The following is a 17092-nucleotide window of genomic DNA, read 5'->3' as shown; positions in this document are numbered from 1 at the left end:
TCTAGGCCTCCCCGGCGGCGTCCGGCCTCGCGCCGGAGATGCGCTCGCGGACGCGGGCGAGCTCGGCCTCGTCCACGAGGGCGTCGAGGGGCGGGAAGTCCTCGGGGTCCCGGGCGCCGGCGGCGGCGAGAAAGTCGTCCGTGACGCCGAGGAGGGCCGGGGAGCCGGGGAGGCCCTCGTCCCGGCCCCGCTCCTCGAGGAGGTTGCGCTCGAGGAGGTTGCGGACGACGGCGTCCGAGTTCACGCCGCGCGCGGCGGAGACGGCGGCGCGCGTCATCGGACCGAGGTAGAGGACAGAGGCGAGGACCTCGTGGGCGGCGCCGGAGAGCGGGGCGGGGCGGGCCTCCGCGCGGAAGCGCTCGACCGCCGCCGCGCAAGTGGGGTTCGTCGCCAGGGCGTAGCCCCCCGCGACCTCTCGAAGCACGATCCCCGAAGACGCCGGGGAGAAGCGTGCCCGGAGGTGTTCTAGGGCCGCGAGGGCCTCCCCTTGCGCGAGGCCCGTCGCGGAGAGGAGGTCGGGCAGGGCGATGGGGCTCGGGCTCGACAGGAGGACGGCCTCGATCAGGTGCTCCGGCGGCGCTTCGTAGCGGGCGTTCCCGGTCAAGGGACGGGCCTCAGGGTCAGGGGGCCGAAGGGCTCGGGCTGGACGAGGACGATGCTCCCCTCGGAGGCCAGGCTGAGGGCGGCGGCGAAGGTCACGGCCGAGCGGAGGCGGTCCATCTCGCGCGTCAGGGCCTCGAACGAGACCGGTTCGCCCCCGGCGAGGGAGCGGCGCAGCAGGGCGACGAGCTCGCCGACGGTCACCGTGATCGGGCCGAGGTGGCGCGTCTCCGGCTCGACCGTCCGGGAGAACGTCCGGCGGGCGGCGGCGGAGATCTTCTCGGGCCTGATGCGCAGCTTCCCGGGCTTCGGCGGCGGCGCGTGCCCGGACGGGTAGTAGCCGGCGTTGCGCGCGAGGCGCTCGCCGATGGCTTCCGCGGCGCGGCGCACCTTCAGGTAGGCGACGAGGCGCGCCTCCAGCTCCTCCGGGCCGATGGCCTCGTCGCCGTCCTCGTCGCCCGTCTCGGAGCCTGCGGGGACGAGCGAGCGCCCCTTCAAGAGGACGAGAGAGGTCGCGGAGTCCACGAAGTCCGTGTCGCGCTCCAGGGCGCCGGGGGAGCCCTCGTCCGACCCGCCCGAGCTGCGGTAGAGGTTCACGAGCTCGGCCAGGGGGACCTCGAAGATCTCCAGCTCGTCGCGCAGGATCAGGGCGAGCAGGCCCTCGTAGGGGCCCGAGTAGACGTCGAGCTCGACGGTGAAGGCGCTCAGGGGCTTGGCACCGGCTTCGGCCCCGCGGGATCCATCGCTCACCGGGCCTCCGCGTGCAGGGGGAGGATGGAGGTCAGGGGGTGGTGCTCCGCCGCGTGCTCGCGGGCGAGGGACGGGCTGACGAGGCGCCCCTCGACGACCGAGGCGCCGCGGGCGAGGCCCGCGTCCGCGTTCAGGGCGTCGACGAGGCCGCGTCCGGCGACCTTGGCCACGTAGGGGACGAGGGCGTTGGAGAGGGCGTGGGCGGCGGTGACGGGGACGGCGGCGGGCACGTTCTTCACGCAGTAATGGGTCACGCCCTCGTCGACGAAGGTCGGGGCTTCCAGGGTGGTCGGGCGCGAGGTCTCGACGCAGCCCCCCTGGTCGACGTCGACGTCGACGATCACGCCGCCGTCCCTCATCGCGCGGACGGTCTCGCGGTCGATGAGGTGCGGGGTCCTGGAATCCACGACGAGCACCGCCCCTATGAGGAGGTCGGCGTCCGGGACGACCTCCCGCATGCCCATGCTGCTCGCGGCGAGCGTCTTCACGCCGCCGAGGCGCATCGCCTCGAGGCGCCTCAGCCGGTCGAGGTCGCGATCTACCACGACCACCTCGGCCCCGAGGCCGCTGGCGACGCAGGCCGCGCCGGAGCCCACGATCCCGGCCCCCAGCACGACCACGCGGCCCGGGCGGACGCCCGCCGCGCCCCCGAGCAGGATGCCCCTGCCGCCGGAGGGACGCTGGAGGTAGTGCGCCCCGATCTGCGGCACGAGGCGGCCGGCGATCTCGCTCATCGGCGCGAGCACGGGCAGCCCGCCCCTCCCGTCGCCGATGGCCTCCATGGAGAACGCGGCGCACCGCGAGGCCAGGAGGGCCTCCAGAAGCCCGGCATCGACCGCCAGGGAGAGGAAGGCGAAGAGGATCAGGTCCTCCCTCAAGTACCGGTACTCCTCGGGCAGGGGCCCGAAGACCTTGGCGATCAACTCGGAGTCGCGCCACACCCCTTCGGCGCCGGCGACGACCCTGGCCCCGGCCCGGCGGTACTCCTCGTCGGAGACCGCGGCCCCCTCCCCCGCCCCGGCCTCGACGTGCACCCGGTGCCCCGCCCTGACGAGCTCGTGGACGGCGTGCGGCGTCAGCGCCACCCGGCCCTCGCCGGGCGTCAGCTCGCGAACCACCCCTATCCTCACGGCGCGCCCCCCCCGAGGGCGAGGGCGACCGCCGCCGCCGCCGCGTCGAAGAAGACCGGATCGTCCTTGTAACCGCGTCCCATGCTGGAGAAGGTTACCCCGTGACGCCCCTCTAATCCAGCGGCAGACCAGCGGACGCGCTCGTAGGAGTGGCGCGAGGGGAGCCCGCCGGGAAGCTCGCCCGCCGCCTCTGGCACGGCCACGCGGCATCCGGCGAGCGCGGCCCGGAGGGCGGAGACCGTGTGGTGCGAGACGCCCCCGTGGCGCGGCCTCCCGTCCGCCGCGGAGAGACGGGGGGCGAGGACGGGCGAGGCCCCGAGCGAGGAGGCGGCGTTGAGCGCGACCGCCGCGGACATGCCGCCGTGGCCGTGGGCCGTGGCCGTCCCCACCACTCCGGGCCCGATGCCCGAGATCACGAGGTCCGCCCCGACCGACGGCCCGGCCGCCGACAGGAGCCCCGAGTAGACGTTCGGCGCCTCGACGTCGCCCCCGAAGCAGGCCCCCGAGGAGACGACCGCGTGCAGAAGCCCCCCTTCTTCGAGCGCCCTCACGACGCCGGAGAACGCGACGGGCAGCGCGCCGCCCTCCTGCCACACGAAGGCGACCCTGACGCCGGGGCGGAGGTCGGCCGCCGCCGCGCAGGCGGGCGCGAGGTGCGAGTGCAGCGGGAGCACGACGACCGGCACCCCGACGAGATCGCCCCTCTCGGCGGGTGGAGGGGCCGGGTGTTGCAGCGGCGTGTAGGGCAGCTTCACGAAGTGATCCCGGTTCTCGGGGACGGCCGCGCCGTCCCCGTCCGTCGTGGGGAGGACGAAGGCGAAGCCGCCGGTGCCGAGCCCCATCTCCGGGCCGAGGAGGTTGACGGCGACCTCGTCCCCGACCTCTGGTAGGGGCTCGAAGGGGGCGAGCGCGGGGAGGTCCTGGCCGCGCATTGGTCCCTCCAGAGGTTCGATCCGGAGGAAGCGTTCCCCGGCCTCGAGCACGCGCGCCCGGCGCAGGGCTACGGGAGGACGGGCTGCCAAGAGGGGTGTTCCCGCAGGAGATGCTCGATCTCGCGCCGTCGGCCGCCCGCGCCGACCCAGGCCTCGGCTTGCGGCGCCGGGGTCCACGAGGGGCCGAAGCTCACGCCGAGCCCCGAGGACCGGAGGTACCGGGCGAGCCTGCCCAGGACGAGGGGGTCCGGCACTAGCGGCTCGCCCAGGCGCACGACCCGCGTCTCGAGCACGGCCCCGACGAGGGCCGCGTGGGCCGAGACGGCGCGAAGGAGCTCGTCCACGGCCTCCGCGAGTTCGGCGCCGCGCAGGGCCCTGACCTCGCAGGCCAGCTCGTACGTTCCGCCCCCGCCGTCTTCCCGGAGCCCGTAGCGGCGGGCGCGCGGGCCGCAGTCGGGGAGGCTGGGGGACGGCAGGGCTTCACCGGGGCGCGCGCAGAGCAAGGCCTCGACGGAGACCGAGCCGGCGGAGGCGGTGCAGATCTTGCCGGCGCGCTCGCCGGGGAGAAGCGCCACGCCAGCCGGGCGGGGCGGCAACGCCCGGCTGGCGTGCTCGCGGTAGGCGGCCCTCAGCGGGCCGTCCTCTCCCCGGTCGGGGCCGTCTCCTGGGGGGCCGAGCCGTTCGCCTCTTCTTCCGCCGCCGCGCCGCGGTGAAGGTCGCGGCACGCCTCGACGAAGCCGTAGAAGAGGGGGTGCGGGCGCAGGGGGCGGCTCTTGAACTCCGGGTGGAACTGGCTGCCGATGTAGAACGGGTGGTCCCTGACCTCGGCGATCTCGACCAGCCGGTCGTCAGGGGAGGTGCCGCTAAAGACCATCCCGGCCCCGGCGAGGGCGTCGCGGTAGCCGTTGTTCACCTCGTAGCGGTGGCGGTGGCGCTCGGAGACGACCTCGCCGCCCCGGACGCCGAGGTCCTCCCCGTACACCCGGGCGGCCAGGGTGTCGGGCACGATCTTGCAGGGGTAGCGCCCGAGGCGCATCGTGCCGCCCATCTGGACGCCGACCTGATCCGGCATGATGTCGATGACCTTGTGCGGGCTCTCAGGGTCGAACTCCGAGGAGCTCGCCCTCTCCAGGCCCGCGACGTTGCGGGCGAACTCCACGACCGCGATCTGCATGCCTAGACAAAGGCCGAGGTACGGCGTGCCGGACTCCCTGGCGTATCGCGCCGCCTGGATCTTGCCCTCCGTCCCGCGGTCGCCGAAGCCCGGCAGGACGAGGACGCCGTCGGCGCCCGCGAGCCTCCGCTTCGTCGCGGCGGGGTCGGTGAGGTCCTCGGCGTCCACCCAGTCGATCTCGACCCGTGCGTCGTGCGCGCCCCCGGCGTGCCCGAGGGCCTCGACCACCGAGAGGTACGCGTCCTGAAGCTTGACGTACTTGCCGACGATCGCGACGCGCGCCACGTCCTCGGCGGAGATCATGCGCTCCACGAGGCCGCGCCACTCGGCGAGGTCGGGCGGCGCAGCCTCGAGCCCGAGCTTCTCGAGGACGAGGTCGTCGAGCCCCGCCTCGTGCAGCGTCAGGGGGATGGAGTAGAGCGTCGGGGCGTTCTCGGCCGGGATGACGGCCTCGAGCTCCGTGTCGGAGAAGAGCGAGATCTTCTTTCTGATGTCCTCGCTGACGGGCCGGTCCGCCCGGCACACGATGATGTCCGGGCTTATGCCGATCTCCCGCAGGGTCTGCACGGAGTGCTGGGTCGGCTTGCTCTTGAGCTCGCCCGCGGCCTCGATGTACGGCACGTACGAGACGTGCATGTACAGGACGTTCTTCCGCCCGACGTCGTTTCGGAACTGCCTTATGGCCTCGAGGAACGGCAGGCTCTCTATGTCCCCGACCGTCCCCCCGATCTCGGTGATGACGACGTCGTTCTCGGCGCCCAAGCGCCCTATCCTGTTCTTGATCTCGTTGGTTATGTGCGGGATGACCTGAACGGTGGCCCCGAGGTAGTCCCCGCGCCTCTCCCTCTGGATGACCTCCCAGTACACGCTCCCCGTGGTGACGTTGGAGAGCTTGCCGAGGTTCTCGTCGAGAAAGCGCTCGTAGTGGCCGAGGTCGAGGTCGGTCTCGGCCCCGTCCTCCGTGACGAATACCTCACCGTGCTGGTAAGGGTTCATCGTGCCGGGGTCCACGTTGATGTAAGGGTCGAACTTCTGCAACACGACCCTGTACCCCCGCGCCTTGAGGAGCATCCCCAAGGCCGCGGCACTCGTCCCCTTGCCGATAGACGAGACCACGCCGCCCGTCACGAAGATGTACTTGGTATCCGTAGAAAACGGCTCCGTCATAACCGATCACGCCCCCAAGAATCGAACCTGCGCAAAAAACCTACCCTCTCTATTACCCTCGAGATACTCGAAACCTCGGCCAGAGCGGTCAGCCCGAGTACTACCGCGAGGAAGAACCACCACGAAGGCCCGGGCCCGCCGGAGATCGCGACATAACCCAGGGTTGCCCGAGCACGGCGGCCCCCGCATCTCCGAGCATGATACGCCCCGAACGTCGAAAGGAAACAACCCGGCCGCGCCGCCTGCCACGGGCAGGGCCGCGAGCACCGCCCCCACGACCCGGCGAACGGCAGCGCGAGCAACACGAGGAGCGCCACGAACTTGATTGCCCGCCCGGCCGCACGTCGAACAGGTTCGCCAGGTTGGTGCTCCCGCCACCAGCACCGCCGCGCCCAGCACACCGAAGACCCCGTCCGCGACGACCAGCGCGACCGCGAGCGCCCCGCCCCGAACAACACGAGCTTCGAGAACCCCGTCGTCACCCTGCCCCCAGGAGCGCCCCGAGGTGCCCCGAAACCCACGCGCCTCCCCCCGCCCCACACATCGTCCACAAACCCGATCATGCCCGCCGCGAAGGCGTAGACGAGATACGCGAGCCCACCCGACCCGATCCGGACCACGCCCGATGCCGCGAGCACCAGCGTCAGGAGTATTATGGGTAAAAGCGCGAGGCCCGCGGCGGTCGGGATGTTGTTGCGCTCGAGGTTGCGGCGCCGGGGAGTTGGGGGCCAGGAGGGCGAGGGCGAGGAGGGTTCCCAGGGCCCCGAGGCCGATCAGTAGGGCGACCTGGGCGGGGACGGGCACGCGCTTACCAGGGGACGCGCTCGCCCCGGAGGGCTCTGAGGACGTCGAGGCCCTGGCGGGCGCGGTGGGCGAAGCCCTCGAAGGTCTTTCCGGCCGTCCGGTGCGCGAGGGGGAGCGGGACCTCGAGCGGCGTTATGCCCGAGGAGAGGAGGTCGAGGGTCATCCCCACCTCGGCGCCGAAGCCGGGGGCGAGGCCCGGCAGCGCGTCGAGGGCCGCCGGGAGCAGGGCCCTCTGTCCGGAGAGGGGCTCCAGGGGCGCGACGCCCGCGCGCCGGGAGATGGCGCGGCGGGCGAGGCCCTTCACGAGGCCGAACCCGCCGCGAGCGGCGACGCCCTTCGGGAACGCCGCGACGGAGGCCGGGTGGTCCTCGTCGAGGGCATCGAGGAGGGCGGCGAGGCGCGAGGCCGAGGGCCCGAGATCCGCGTCGGCGAGGAGCAGCGGTTGAGCGGAGAAGGAGGGGCCCGCGCTGCGGGCGAGGAGGATGCCCGCGCGTAAGGCGGCCCCCTTGCCCCGCGGCGAGGGCAGGGAGACGACCTCCGCGCCGGCGGCGCGGGCCAGCGCGGCGGTGGCGTCCCGGCTGCCGTCGTCGGCTACCACGAGGCGGGACAAGTTCGGGATCCCGAACAGGGCGTCGAGGGTCGCGGGGAGGAGACCCTCCTCGTCCCGCGCCGCCACCACCGCCGTAAAACCGTCGCGCACGGGGTCAGTTTAGGGCAGCGCCTCTACACCGACAGGCAGGGGATGCCTCGCAGACCTGGTTACAACAAGGACTTCTGCGGGCGTCGGTATTCCTGTATCGCGTTGGCCACGCCGCTCCTCCTCGGCTTCGCTTCGAGACGGCTTACGAACAGGGAGCGGTGACCCACCCGAGCTCGAGGGAGGCTATTACCCTGCGGACGTCGTCCCAGTAGCGGAGGATAAGCTACTCGTCGGTCCTCTTCGAGAGCAGCGACCACGCGAGGGCGCCTCTCGGAGCGCCGGGCGCCTCGCCCGTGACGAGGGCCAGGCCGTAGAGGATCCGGTCCGCGACGTCCTTTATGCGGGGGGAGAATCTCATCCCGAGCCCGGCGAAGAGGGCGAAAACGGTTCCCGTGAAACCGCTGGTGTCCACGGTGTGCTCGAAGAGCGGGGGCTCCGTCTCGTTGTCCGGGGTGCCGTCGAGCACGTAGGTGGCGTCGCGGACCGTCGACGGTATGACCTTGGTCCCGTACTGGGAGAACTGGTCGCTCGTCCACGAGTAGAGCGTCACCCCCTTGCAGTAGCCGAAGCAGCAGGGTAATGCCCTCGCGTTCTTCGCCTTGACGTCGACGGGGAAGCGCTGGCCGTCCGAGGAGGAGAAGGTGCCGCCTCCCCAAACGGTGCCCAGGGGAGGACGTGGTGGAAGTCGACGACCGAGGCCACGGCGTCCGTTAGGGTGTCCTCCCTCACGTACCAGGTGGTGGCCCAGGCGATCTTCTCGTAGGAGAGTTCGGCCAGGTCCGCCATCCTGACTGGCCCCACGTTGGTGACCCGGGCGAGGATCGCGGCGTGGAGGTGTCTCCTCAGGCCGGCGGTCGTGGGCTCGGATCCGGCGGCGTAGGTGAGGCGGGCCGGGAAATGCGTCCAGCGGTCTACCCCGACGACGAGGTCCGTCAACTCCGCCTTGGGGAGGCTCTCGGAGCCCCCCTGCTCAGGGCCTTCGCGCTCTCCGGCGGCCCGTCGTAGACCGTTCCTTCCTCGACATTCGGTACGGGCCCTCTCGGGCCCGTCTTGCGGCGTGTAGCGGTGGGCTAAGGGGGCGGAGTCACGACGCGTCGGACCCGTCTTCGTCGGCGTCCTCGTGGCGGCGTCTCTGACGATAACCGTAGGCCGCTTCGCGCACGGTGTCCTCGTCCTCCAGCGAGGACCCCAGAGCGCCCGCGACCAAGGACAGCGAGGCTGTGAACCAGGAGAGGATCAGGTACTCCCCGAAGCCGGCCGGGTGGCCGAGGGTGCTCTGGAGGTAGCCGTTCGGCACGAAGACCCAGGCCGCGACGAACACCAGTAAGAAGAGCATGGCGTACGAGAGCAGCGTCGCCGCCGTAACGGTGAGGGCGGTCACGCCGTTATACAGTCTCGCCCAGTGCCGGGGCTCCCCGTCCCCGGGGCGTTCCCAGAGCCCATGGGCGACGATGACCCAGGCGACCATCGCCACTAGCGCCACGACCATGAGCAGCAGGAGGCGAGCCCAACCGAACAGGTCGCTCAAGGTCCAGATGGTGGGGGTGATCAGGGAGTAGGCGCCCGTGGCGAACGCCGCGGCGAGCGCGCCCCCGAAGCTGGGGAAGAGCTTCCAGGGGCGGTTGGCGAGTACCATGCCGGCCAGGAGCCGCGGACGCCCGTTCACCCGCGGGGCGGCGAAACGCACGTCGACGCCCATGCTCTTCATGTCCTCGTCGGGGGGCGCGATCCGGCGGAAGGGGGCGAGGAACCCGCCCCCTCGGCCTTCAACCACGCCAGCGTCAGCGCCGTCTTCCGGGACACGGGCGTCATCTTTGAGTCCCTGGAGCCTCGCGTACAGCTCTCCGACGAGCTGGAGGGTCGCTTCCCTGGCCCTGGAGCGGAGCCTGAGCGCCCCGAGGGCGGGCAGCGAGAGCCCGGCGACCCCGCGCGAAGCGCTCGCGTCCGCCACGACGAGGTGCCCGTTCCTGTACACCGGCAGGTCGGTCAGGCAGACGGCCATGTCCCAGCCCTCCCGCTCCTTGCGGTCGCGGCAGACGTCCAGGATCTCGGGGGCGTCCCGCTCGCTGCCCGTGAGCGGATCGACGAAGACCGCGACGTCCCACGACACGCGGACGTCGACCCGATCGCCGAGGAGCTCGGGGAGCTCGGCTGCGAGGTCCCTGGCGATCTTCTCCGGTATTTCGGGGGCGGGTACCAACCCCAGCGTGACGGTGCTACCGTTTGCGGGCTGGTTCCGGCGTGAGCGTACCGCCCGCGATTCGCCCTCCCTGGGGTCCGTAGAGGCCACGCTCCTCCTTACTCACCGTATGGGACGCTCTGCTCGCCGTTCGCCATCACCGTCTCCCGGTCCTGGCCGCGCTCGACCTCGACTGGTTCTCGATGCAGGTACGTTCACTCCGTCCTGGCGGTACTGGACGTTCACGAGACCATCCAGCACCTCCTCCGCGGCGGCTGTCGCGTCAGCCCGAACCGTCCTGGCTCTGACCCTCATTGCTGCGTCGCTCTCCGTGGTATGTATAGGCGGCCTCGTGCACGTCGTCCGAGGTCTGCAGTCCCGAGCCGAGGGTGCCTCCGAGCGTGGCCAGCGAGCTCGTCATCAGGGCCAGGGCCACGAATTCGCCCAGGCCGGCCGGACGTCCGATGGTCGTCCCGAGCACGCCGGCATCTATGAGGAACCCCGCCACGGCGAGCGTCAGCGCGAACAAAGCGGCGAAGAAAGACAGCACTCCTATGGTTAGCGTGATCAGGGTCGTCGCGTTCAAGAGCGCCGTGAGCTCCCGGTTCGTCCGGCCGCCCGACCGGTACCACATGCCGTGGCGGACGGTGATGTAGGCGATCATCGTCACCACCGAGGCGACCACCAGCACCGAGAGCCTCGCCCAACTAAACGCGCCGCTCAGTTGCCATATGGTGCTGGTGGTGATCGTGAAGGCCGCCGTCCCGAGGGCCGCGGTGAGCGCGTAGGAGAGGCCGAGGACGACCCGGAAGGGGTGGGTGGCGCGCACCATCCCGGTCAGCAGCCGCAGTTGGCCGAGCCCCGCCGGCATGACGAGCTGCAGGTGGCCATCCTCCTCGCTCCGCACGACGAGCCCGGAGGCCGTCGTGGGCTTGGAGGAACGGCGGCCGCCCTCGCCGTGATCCTCCTCGTGCTCCTGACCGACCCCGAGCCTCTCACCGAGGACCTCGTCGACGAACCGGACGATCGCGTCCCGCGCGTGCCGGCGCCTCCGAACCACCCCGAGGGCCGGCAGGGAGACCAGCGCCACGTCCTGCTGCGGGGACGCCTCGGCCACCACCGCCCGCCCGTCGTCGTGCAGCAGCGGCAGGTCGGTCACGCATACCGCGAGGTCCCAGCCCTCCTTGCGCCTCCATTCGCCGACATCCTCGATAGTCTCGTCCCCGGCGTGTTCCCCGCCTTCGGCGTCCGGGACGCGCGGGTCGCGCATGGTGGGCACCTTCCAGGAAACGCGGTCGCTGACGTGCTCGGAGAGCGCCCCGGGCAGCTCGGCCGCGAGATCCTCTACGACCTCCCGGGGCACCTGGGGGGGCGCCAGCAGACCGAGCACCACGACGCCGCTGGCTGCGCCCGCCCCGTCTCCCTGCTGGCGTCCCGTTCGCGGTTCGTTCATTTCAGATGTCAAGCTGACTCACCCCCTTCGAGGGCGTCCTCGGCAGAGGGACGTCTCCTTCCCACATCTATCCCGGAAGCTTGGATCGGATGACGTCGATCTGCTCGATGTTGGGCTGCTCCGCGAAAAAATCGGGATTGTCCGCCAACGCCTGGGCGACGCGGCCCGACAGGTGCGCCTGGCGGCCGTCCTCGTCCGGGAACACGTCGAAGATGCCGAACGTCGAGGGCCCCATGCGGATGCCGAACCACGCGGTCGTCTTCGGCTCCTCCTGGACCGCGGAGAGCCCTTGTATGAGGAGGTTCTCGACGTCCCCCTCTCTCCCCGGCGCCGCCTCCAGCCGGATCAGCAGCCCTACGGTAACCGTTTCGGCCATGACTATCTCCTTTCGATATGTCTCTTGTCGGTAGCGGCAACGAGCCACCCCCGCTCCGCCTGATGCGGCGTTTCAAAGTGCGAGCTTCGGATCAGAACGCAGCGGCGGCGGCCTCGGCGACGGTCTGGTCCTGTTCGCCGGTACCGCCGCTGACGCCGACCACCCGGCCGGCCCACCGGCTGCCCGACAACCGTCCGATCAGCAGGGCCGCACCCCCGCCTGCGGCGGCAAGCCCGCCTAGGGCCACTACCTTTTTCGCTTTCCCTCTCTCTAGTCTTCTTCCGCGTCCGCCTGGCCGGACGTGCGGCGACCAGGACCCGAAAGTAGCCGGGTCCTGGCAAGTAAGCCTTCTCTCAGGAACGGACCTGCGCCGTCTGCCTGCCCTTGGCGAACTCCTCGACGATCCTGGAGCAGAACGCCGGCAGGTCGTTGGGGTCGCGGCTGGAGGTCAGGTTGTCGTCCACGACGACCTCCTGGTCCACCACCTCGGCGCCGGCGTTGCTCAGGTCCACGCGCACGCTCGGGTAGGAGGTGAGCCGCCGGCCCTCGGCGACGCCCGCGGTGATGAGCGTCCACGGGCCGTGGCAGATCGTCGCGACCGGCTTGCCGGTCGCGAACCAGTCCCGCACGAAGCCCACCGCGTCGCCGTCGACGCGCAGCTGGTCGGGGTTCACCGTGCCGCCCGGGAGGAGCAGGGCGTCGTAGTCGTCCACCGACGCCCCGGAGACGAGGCCGTCGACCGCGAAGGTCCCGGCCTCCTGGATGTCGTTGTTGCGGGCCTGTATCTCCCCCTGGTGGATGGAGAGGAGCGTGGTCTCGGCGCCGGCCTCCCGCAACGCCTGGCGCGGCTGCTCGAGCTCGACGCGCTCGACCCCGTCGGCGGCGAGGATGGCGACCTTGCGCCCCTGTAGTTCGTTAGCCATAAACTTCTCCTATTCGTCGTGGGACTTGCGCCCCGGTCTACCGTTGTTCTCTGAGGGAATTGCAGGTACTCGTAGAGGAACCCGGTTCGCTTCCCCGTCGCGTCCCTCCTCTGGATCTATCTGTTCGTTGCCCCGAAGGGCGGCATGCCTGGACCCGCGTAAGTTCAGAGCACCTCCAGGGGCCGCGGTCCCGTCGGGGGCGGGAACATGCGGTCGAGCTCGGCCAGGTCCCCTGGCGTGAGCTGCAGGTCGAGTGCCGCGCGGTTCTCCTCGGCGTGCTCGGCGGTGCCGGCCCTCGGGATCGCGTTGACGCCGTCCTGGTGCAGCGTCCAGGCGAGGGCCACCTGGGCCGAGGAGACGCCATGGCGTTCGGCTATGGTCCCGAGGCCCGGGTGCCCGATCATGCGCCCCCGCTCGAAGGGCGAGTAGGCCATGATCGGGAGGCCTCTCCCCTGGCACGCGGGCAGCAGGTCCCACTCGATGCCGCGGCGCGTCAGGTTGTAGAGTACCTGGTCGGTCTCGACGGCCGCGCCGCCTGGGAGGCTCGCGAGTTCCGCCAGGTCCGCGACGTCGAAGTTGCTGACGCCCCAGTGGCGGACGTACCCGGCGTTGACCAGCGCCGTGAAGGCGTCGATCGTCTCCTCCAGCGGTACGGGGCCGCGCCAGTGCAGGAGGTAGAGGTCGATCCGGTCCGTGCCGAGCCGCCGCAGGCTGCGCTCGCAGGCGGCGATGGTGCCCTCCCGCGTGGCGTTGGACGGCAGTACCTTGCTGATGAGAAAGACCTCATCGCGCCGGCCGGAGATCGCCTCCCCGACGAGTTCCTCGGCGGCGCCGTTGGCGTACATCTCGGCGGTGTCGACCAGCGTCATGCCGAGGTCGAGGCCGTGGCGCAGGGTCGAGATCTCGCTCTCCCGGCGCCCCGGGTCCTCGGCGTAACCCCACGTCCCCTGCCCCAAGACCGGGATCTCCTCGCCGGACGGGAGCGGTATCGTGCGTATCGTTGCAATAGGCACCTCGGACCTCCTTTACCTCTCGACCCGCACCGGCGCGACAATTCCGGCCTTCGTGGTTCCGACAGTGGTCAGTGGGAGTGTCCGTTCGAGTGGCCGTCGAGCTGGAAGACCGAGCGGACGCAGCCGTCGATCTTGTTCTTGAACATGTCGTAGCCCTTGGGTCCTTCGTCGAGGGACATCGGGTGGGTCATGAGGTGGCTCGTCTCCAGCTCGCCGTTCTGTATGTGCTGGAGGATCTGCGGGATGTAGCGTTGCCCGTGCTGCTGCGCCCCGCGGATCTGCAACCCCTTGTTCATCGCCGCGCCCATGGGGAACTTGTCCACCGTCCCCAGATACACGCCGAGGACGAAGAGCGAGCCGCCCTTGCGGCAGGCGTGAACGGCCTCGCGCAGGGGGAACGCCCGGTCCGACTGCATGTACGTCTGCTGCTTGGCCCAGTCGTAGAGGAACATCGGGTTGTCGGCGTGCGACTCCATGCCCACGGCCTCGATGCACACGTCGGGGCCCCTGCCGCCGGTCATCTCCCGCAGCTCTTCCTCGACGTGGGTCTCGGTGTAGTTGATAGCCTCGGAGCCGATGTTCTTCTCGGCCATCCTCAACCGCTCCGGGTACCGGTCGATGTTGACGACGCGCTCGGCTCCCATGAGGATCGCCGCCCTGGCCGCCATCTGCCCGACGGCGCCCGCGCCCCACACGGCGACCACGTCGCCGGGCTGGACGCCGGCCCCGTCCGCGCCCGTCCAGCCGGTCGGCGCCGCGTCGGAGGCGAAGAGCGCCGCCTCGTCGGAGACCCCGTCGGGGATGGTGAAGGCGCCCTGGTCGGCAAACGGCACCCGGATGTACTCGGCGTGGCTGCCGGCGAAGCCGCCGAGGGCGTGCGAGTAGGCGAAGCAGGCGCCCAGAGCGCTGCCGTACAGCGTCTCGGTTATGGCGGGGTTGGTGTTGGAGTTCTCGCACAGCGAGTACATCTCGTGCTGGCAGAACCAGCAGCGCCCGCAGGCTATAAACGAGCAGACGACGACCCGGTCGCCGACGGAGTGGTTCTGCACCCCCCGTCCGACCTCGACGACCTCGCCCATGAACTCGTGGCCCAGGACGTCGCCCGCGCGCATCGCCGGGAGGTAGCCGCCCAGGAGGTGCAGGTCCGAGCCGCAGACCGAGCTCAGGCGCACCTTCAGTATGATGTCCCCGGAGTTGAGGATCTGGGGGTCGGGAACCTGCTCGACCCCGAGCTTATTGACGCCGTTCCAAACTAGGGCTTTCAAATCAGCCCCTCCCCTCTGCCGCGGCTCGTCACCATACCGAGGAGCTTGCCGCCCGGCGTATCCTTCGTCGTGGGCGGCTTGTCCGGGCTCAGAACCTCGCCTATCTCGAGTATCGACCTTGTCTCCCTGAGGGCCGCGCGCAGGTCCTGGCGGGGGTCCTCGCCGGAAGCCCGGGCCTTTATCGCGCTCGGGCCCGAAGGCACGGAGCCGCGCAGTCGTGCGTGGATCTCCGTGCCGCGGTCCCCGGGTGCGGGCTTTATGCGCACCTCGATCCTGTCGGCCATCGCGGCGAGCGGGCCCGGAAGCCCGTCGCCGGAGGAGACCTCCTGGGGCGGGACGTTGACCGTGACGGCGTGCCAGCGATCCGCGCGTCCGCCGGAGGGAGCCCCACCGCCCGCGAAGAACGCGCGCGTCGCCGCGCCGGACGGGCGGTACCCGTCGCCGACCACCCGTCCGGCCCACCTGCTGCCGGTGAGGCGCCCGATGAGCAGGGCAGTCCCCCCGCCCGCGGCGGCAAGCCCGCCTATAGCTACGACCTTCTTTGCCTTCATCCTTCGTCCCTTCCGCGCCTCTCGTGGGGCGCGTGGTGTTCGGGCAGTCCGGCCCGAGACCGGGTCGACGGTCTCGGGCCGGTCCTGCTCCTTTACGGATCTCCTACTCTCTAGGCGCTGCCCGCCTTGACCGGGTGCTTGCCCTCGGCGAACTCCTCGACGATCCTGGAGCAGAACGCCGGCAGGTCGTTGGGGTCGCGGCTGGAGGTCAGGTTGTCGTCCACGACGACCTCCTGGTCCACCACCTCGGCGCCGGCGTTGCTCAGGTCGACGCGCACGCTCGGGTAGGAGGTGAGCGTGCGGCCCTCGGCGACGCCCGCGGTGATGAGCGTCCACGGGCCGTGGCAGATCGTCGCGACCGGCTTGCCGGTCGCGAACCAGTCCCGCACGAAGCCCACCGCGTCGCCGTCGACGCGCAGCTGGTCGGGGTTCACCGTGCCGCCCGGGAGGAGCAGGGCGTCGTAGTCGTCCACCGACGCCCCGGAGACGAGGCCGTCGACCGCGAAGGTCCCGGCCTCCTGGATGTCGTTGTTGCGGGCCTGTATCTCCCCCTGGTGGATGGAGAGGAGCGTGGTCTCGGCGCCGGCCTCCCGCAACGCCTGGCGCGGCTGCTCGAGCTCGACGCGCTCGACCCCGTCGGCGGCGAGGATGGCGACCTTGCGCCCCTGTAGTTCGTTAGCCATGCATGGCTCCTTCCGAGACGGCGGGCGAGTGCTGCTCGTACGCATCTTCCGTCGTCTGGTGTGTACGGGTGGGCCTCGGCCTCGAAACCCACCCGCGTTCGTTCTCGTTCGCTCTTCTACGACCCGTTCGGGTGGAGGACGACCTTGGTCCAGCTCTCTTCGCGCTTGTCGAAGTGCTCGTAGGCGTCCGGTCCCTGGTCGAGCGTGAGGTCGTGGGAGACTATGAACGAGGGCTTGGCCTTACCCAGGTGAATCAGCTCCCGGAGCTGGCGGTTGTAGCGCTTGATCGGGGCCTGGCCGACGCCCACCTGCTGGCCCTTGAACCAGAACATGCCGAAATCGAAGGCGGCCTTCCCCTGCTGGGCCATCTGGTCCGGCCCTCCGGGATCCTGCGGTACGAACACCCCCACGCAGCCGATCTTGCCGGTGAACTTCACGGAGTTGACGAGGTTGTTCATGGTCATGGCGGGGTCCTCGTTGCCGTTCGGGTCGTGCGCCTGGTAGCCCACGCACTCGCAGCCCTTGTCCGCGCCCACCCCGTCGGTCTCGTTCAACACCGCGTCCACCGGAGAGCCCTTCGAGTCGTCGATGGGGATGGCGCCGATCTGCTCGGCAAGCCGCAGCCTGTCCGGATGCCTATCCACGACCATGACCTTGCCGGCCCCCTTGATGATCGCCGAGTACGCCGCCATGAGCCCCACGGGCCCGGAGCCGTAGACCACGACGGAGTCTCCGGGCTGCACGTCGGCCATCTCGGTGGCGTGGTAGCCGGTCGGGAAGATGTCCGAGAGCATCACGTAGTCGTCCTGCTTCTCCCGCGCGTCCTCCGGCAGCCTGAGGAGGTTGAAGTCCGCGTAGGGGACACGCAGGAACTCGGCCTGCCCGCCGGCGTAGGGACCCATGTCCGCGAACCCGTAGGCCGCACCCGCCCATCCGTCGACAGGCTGCATCCTGATGCAGTAGTTCGTCAGGCCGTGCTCGCAGTTGCGGCAGTGGCCGCAGGAGATGTTGAAGGGCGCGGAGACCATGTCGCCGACCTGGATCTTGTCTACCGCGTCGCCGACCTCTACCACCTCGCCGACGTTCTCGTGGCCGAAGATACGGCCCTCCTCGAAGTCCGTCCGGCCCTCGTACATGTGCAGGTCGGACCCGCAGATGTTGGTCGAGGTGATCTTGACGACGACGTCGGTCGGCTTCTGGATCGCCGCGTCGGCGACGTTGTCCACGCTTACTTTGCGAGGCCCATGGTACACAAGTGCTTTCATTGCGTCCTCCTCTGATCGATCTTCCAACATCCAGCTCCCGCGCTACTCGAGAAGCGTGGTAGGCAACGTCCGTCTTGCCGGTCCCGGTACCCTTGAATGGCCCGAAGTGTGCATGTAGTATGGTCCG

16 protein-coding genes and 1 pseudogene are annotated in these 17092 nt (G+C 70.5%); all 17 read right to left on the bottom strand.

All coding sequences use genetic code 11. The features are described from left to right. Window position 1: 1 nt before the first annotated feature. Window positions 2-604: an SMC-Scp complex subunit ScpB gene (gene scpB, locus GBA65_RS10790; RefSeq protein WP_166396563.1), complete on the bottom strand. Its 603-nt coding sequence runs from the start codon at window positions 602-604 to the stop codon at window positions 2-4. Then, window positions 601-1350 (bottom strand): segregation and condensation protein A, encoded by a 750-nt coding sequence (locus GBA65_RS10785; RefSeq protein ID WP_166396562.1) that lies wholly within the window; start codon window positions 1348-1350, stop codon window positions 601-603. Before GBA65_RS10785 ends, scpB begins: the two co-directional genes overlap by 4 nt. Then, complete coding sequence (gene ald, locus GBA65_RS10780; RefSeq protein ID WP_166396561.1) at window positions 1347-2480, bottom strand: alanine dehydrogenase; 1134 nt, start codon at window positions 2478-2480, stop codon at window positions 1347-1349. Before ald ends, GBA65_RS10785 begins: the two co-directional genes overlap by 4 nt. Next, on the bottom strand, window positions 2477-3412 hold the full coding sequence (locus tag GBA65_RS10775) for a DUF3866 family protein (RefSeq protein WP_166396560.1): 936 nt from the start codon (window positions 3410-3412) through the stop codon (window positions 2477-2479). The genes ald and GBA65_RS10775 overlap by 4 nt, the downstream gene beginning before the upstream one ends. A 68-nt stretch (window positions 3413-3480) precedes the next feature. After that, window positions 3481-3987 carry a hypothetical protein gene (locus tag GBA65_RS10770; protein ID WP_166396559.1) on the bottom strand — a complete coding sequence of 169 codons (507 nt, stop codon included), beginning with the start codon at window positions 3985-3987 and terminating at the stop codon, window positions 3481-3483. Window positions 3988-4040: 53 nt separating this feature from the next. Beyond that, window positions 4041-5753, bottom strand: coding sequence for a CTP synthase (locus GBA65_RS10765; RefSeq protein WP_166396558.1), 1713 nt, complete (start codon window positions 5751-5753; stop codon window positions 4041-4043). 808 nt (window positions 5754-6561) lie between these two features. Beyond that, complete coding sequence (locus GBA65_RS10760; RefSeq protein WP_166396557.1) at window positions 6562-7257, bottom strand: glycosyltransferase; 696 nt, start codon at window positions 7255-7257, stop codon at window positions 6562-6564. 223 nt (window positions 7258-7480) lie between these two features. Beyond that, window positions 7481-8193 (bottom strand): annotated as a pseudogene (locus GBA65_RS24270) (Tn3 family transposase). Between the two features lie 148 nt (window positions 8194-8341). Next, window positions 8342-9547 (bottom strand): hypothetical protein, encoded by a 1206-nt coding sequence (locus tag GBA65_RS10745; RefSeq protein WP_166396554.1) that lies wholly within the window; start codon window positions 9545-9547, stop codon window positions 8342-8344. Between the two features lie 172 nt (window positions 9548-9719). Continuing rightward, window positions 9720-10889, bottom strand: coding sequence for a hypothetical protein (locus GBA65_RS10740; RefSeq protein ID WP_207955687.1), 1170 nt, complete (start codon window positions 10887-10889; stop codon window positions 9720-9722). Window positions 10890-10956: 67 nt separating this feature from the next. Next, window positions 10957-11265: a putative quinol monooxygenase gene (locus tag GBA65_RS10735; protein ID WP_166396552.1), complete on the bottom strand. Its 309-nt coding sequence runs from the start codon at window positions 11263-11265 to the stop codon at window positions 10957-10959. A gap of 353 nt (window positions 11266-11618) precedes the next feature. Continuing rightward, window positions 11619-12188, bottom strand: coding sequence for a type 1 glutamine amidotransferase domain-containing protein (locus GBA65_RS10725; RefSeq protein WP_166396550.1), 570 nt, complete (start codon window positions 12186-12188; stop codon window positions 11619-11621). 164 nt (window positions 12189-12352) lie between these two features. Further along, complete coding sequence (locus tag GBA65_RS10720) at window positions 12353-13201, bottom strand: aldo/keto reductase (RefSeq protein ID WP_228281235.1); 849 nt, start codon at window positions 13199-13201, stop codon at window positions 12353-12355. Window positions 13202-13269: 68 nt separating this feature from the next. Continuing rightward, window positions 13270-14466, bottom strand: coding sequence for a zinc-dependent alcohol dehydrogenase (locus GBA65_RS10715; protein WP_166396549.1), 1197 nt, complete (start codon window positions 14464-14466; stop codon window positions 13270-13272). Then, window positions 14463-15017: a hypothetical protein gene (locus GBA65_RS10710; RefSeq protein WP_166396548.1), complete on the bottom strand. Its 555-nt coding sequence runs from the start codon at window positions 15015-15017 to the stop codon at window positions 14463-14465. Before GBA65_RS10710 ends, GBA65_RS10715 begins: the two co-directional genes overlap by 4 nt. A 110-nt stretch (window positions 15018-15127) precedes the next feature. Next, on the bottom strand, window positions 15128-15700 hold the full coding sequence (locus GBA65_RS10705; protein ID WP_166396547.1) for a type 1 glutamine amidotransferase domain-containing protein: 573 nt from the start codon (window positions 15698-15700) through the stop codon (window positions 15128-15130). A gap of 116 nt (window positions 15701-15816) precedes the next feature. Then, window positions 15817-16965 carry a glutathione-independent formaldehyde dehydrogenase gene (locus GBA65_RS10700; RefSeq protein ID WP_166396546.1) on the bottom strand — a complete coding sequence of 383 codons (1149 nt, stop codon included), beginning with the start codon at window positions 16963-16965 and terminating at the stop codon, window positions 15817-15819. Between the last annotated feature and the right edge of the window lie 127 nt (window positions 16966-17092).

The sequence above is a fragment of the Rubrobacter marinus genome (genome assembly GCF_011492965.1).
GTDB classification, from domain to species: domain Bacteria; phylum Actinomycetota; class Rubrobacteria; order Rubrobacterales; family Rubrobacteraceae; genus Rubrobacter_F; species Rubrobacter_F marinus.
Note: the sequence above shows the minus strand (reverse complement) of the source record. Positions and strands in the feature narration are given on the sequence as shown.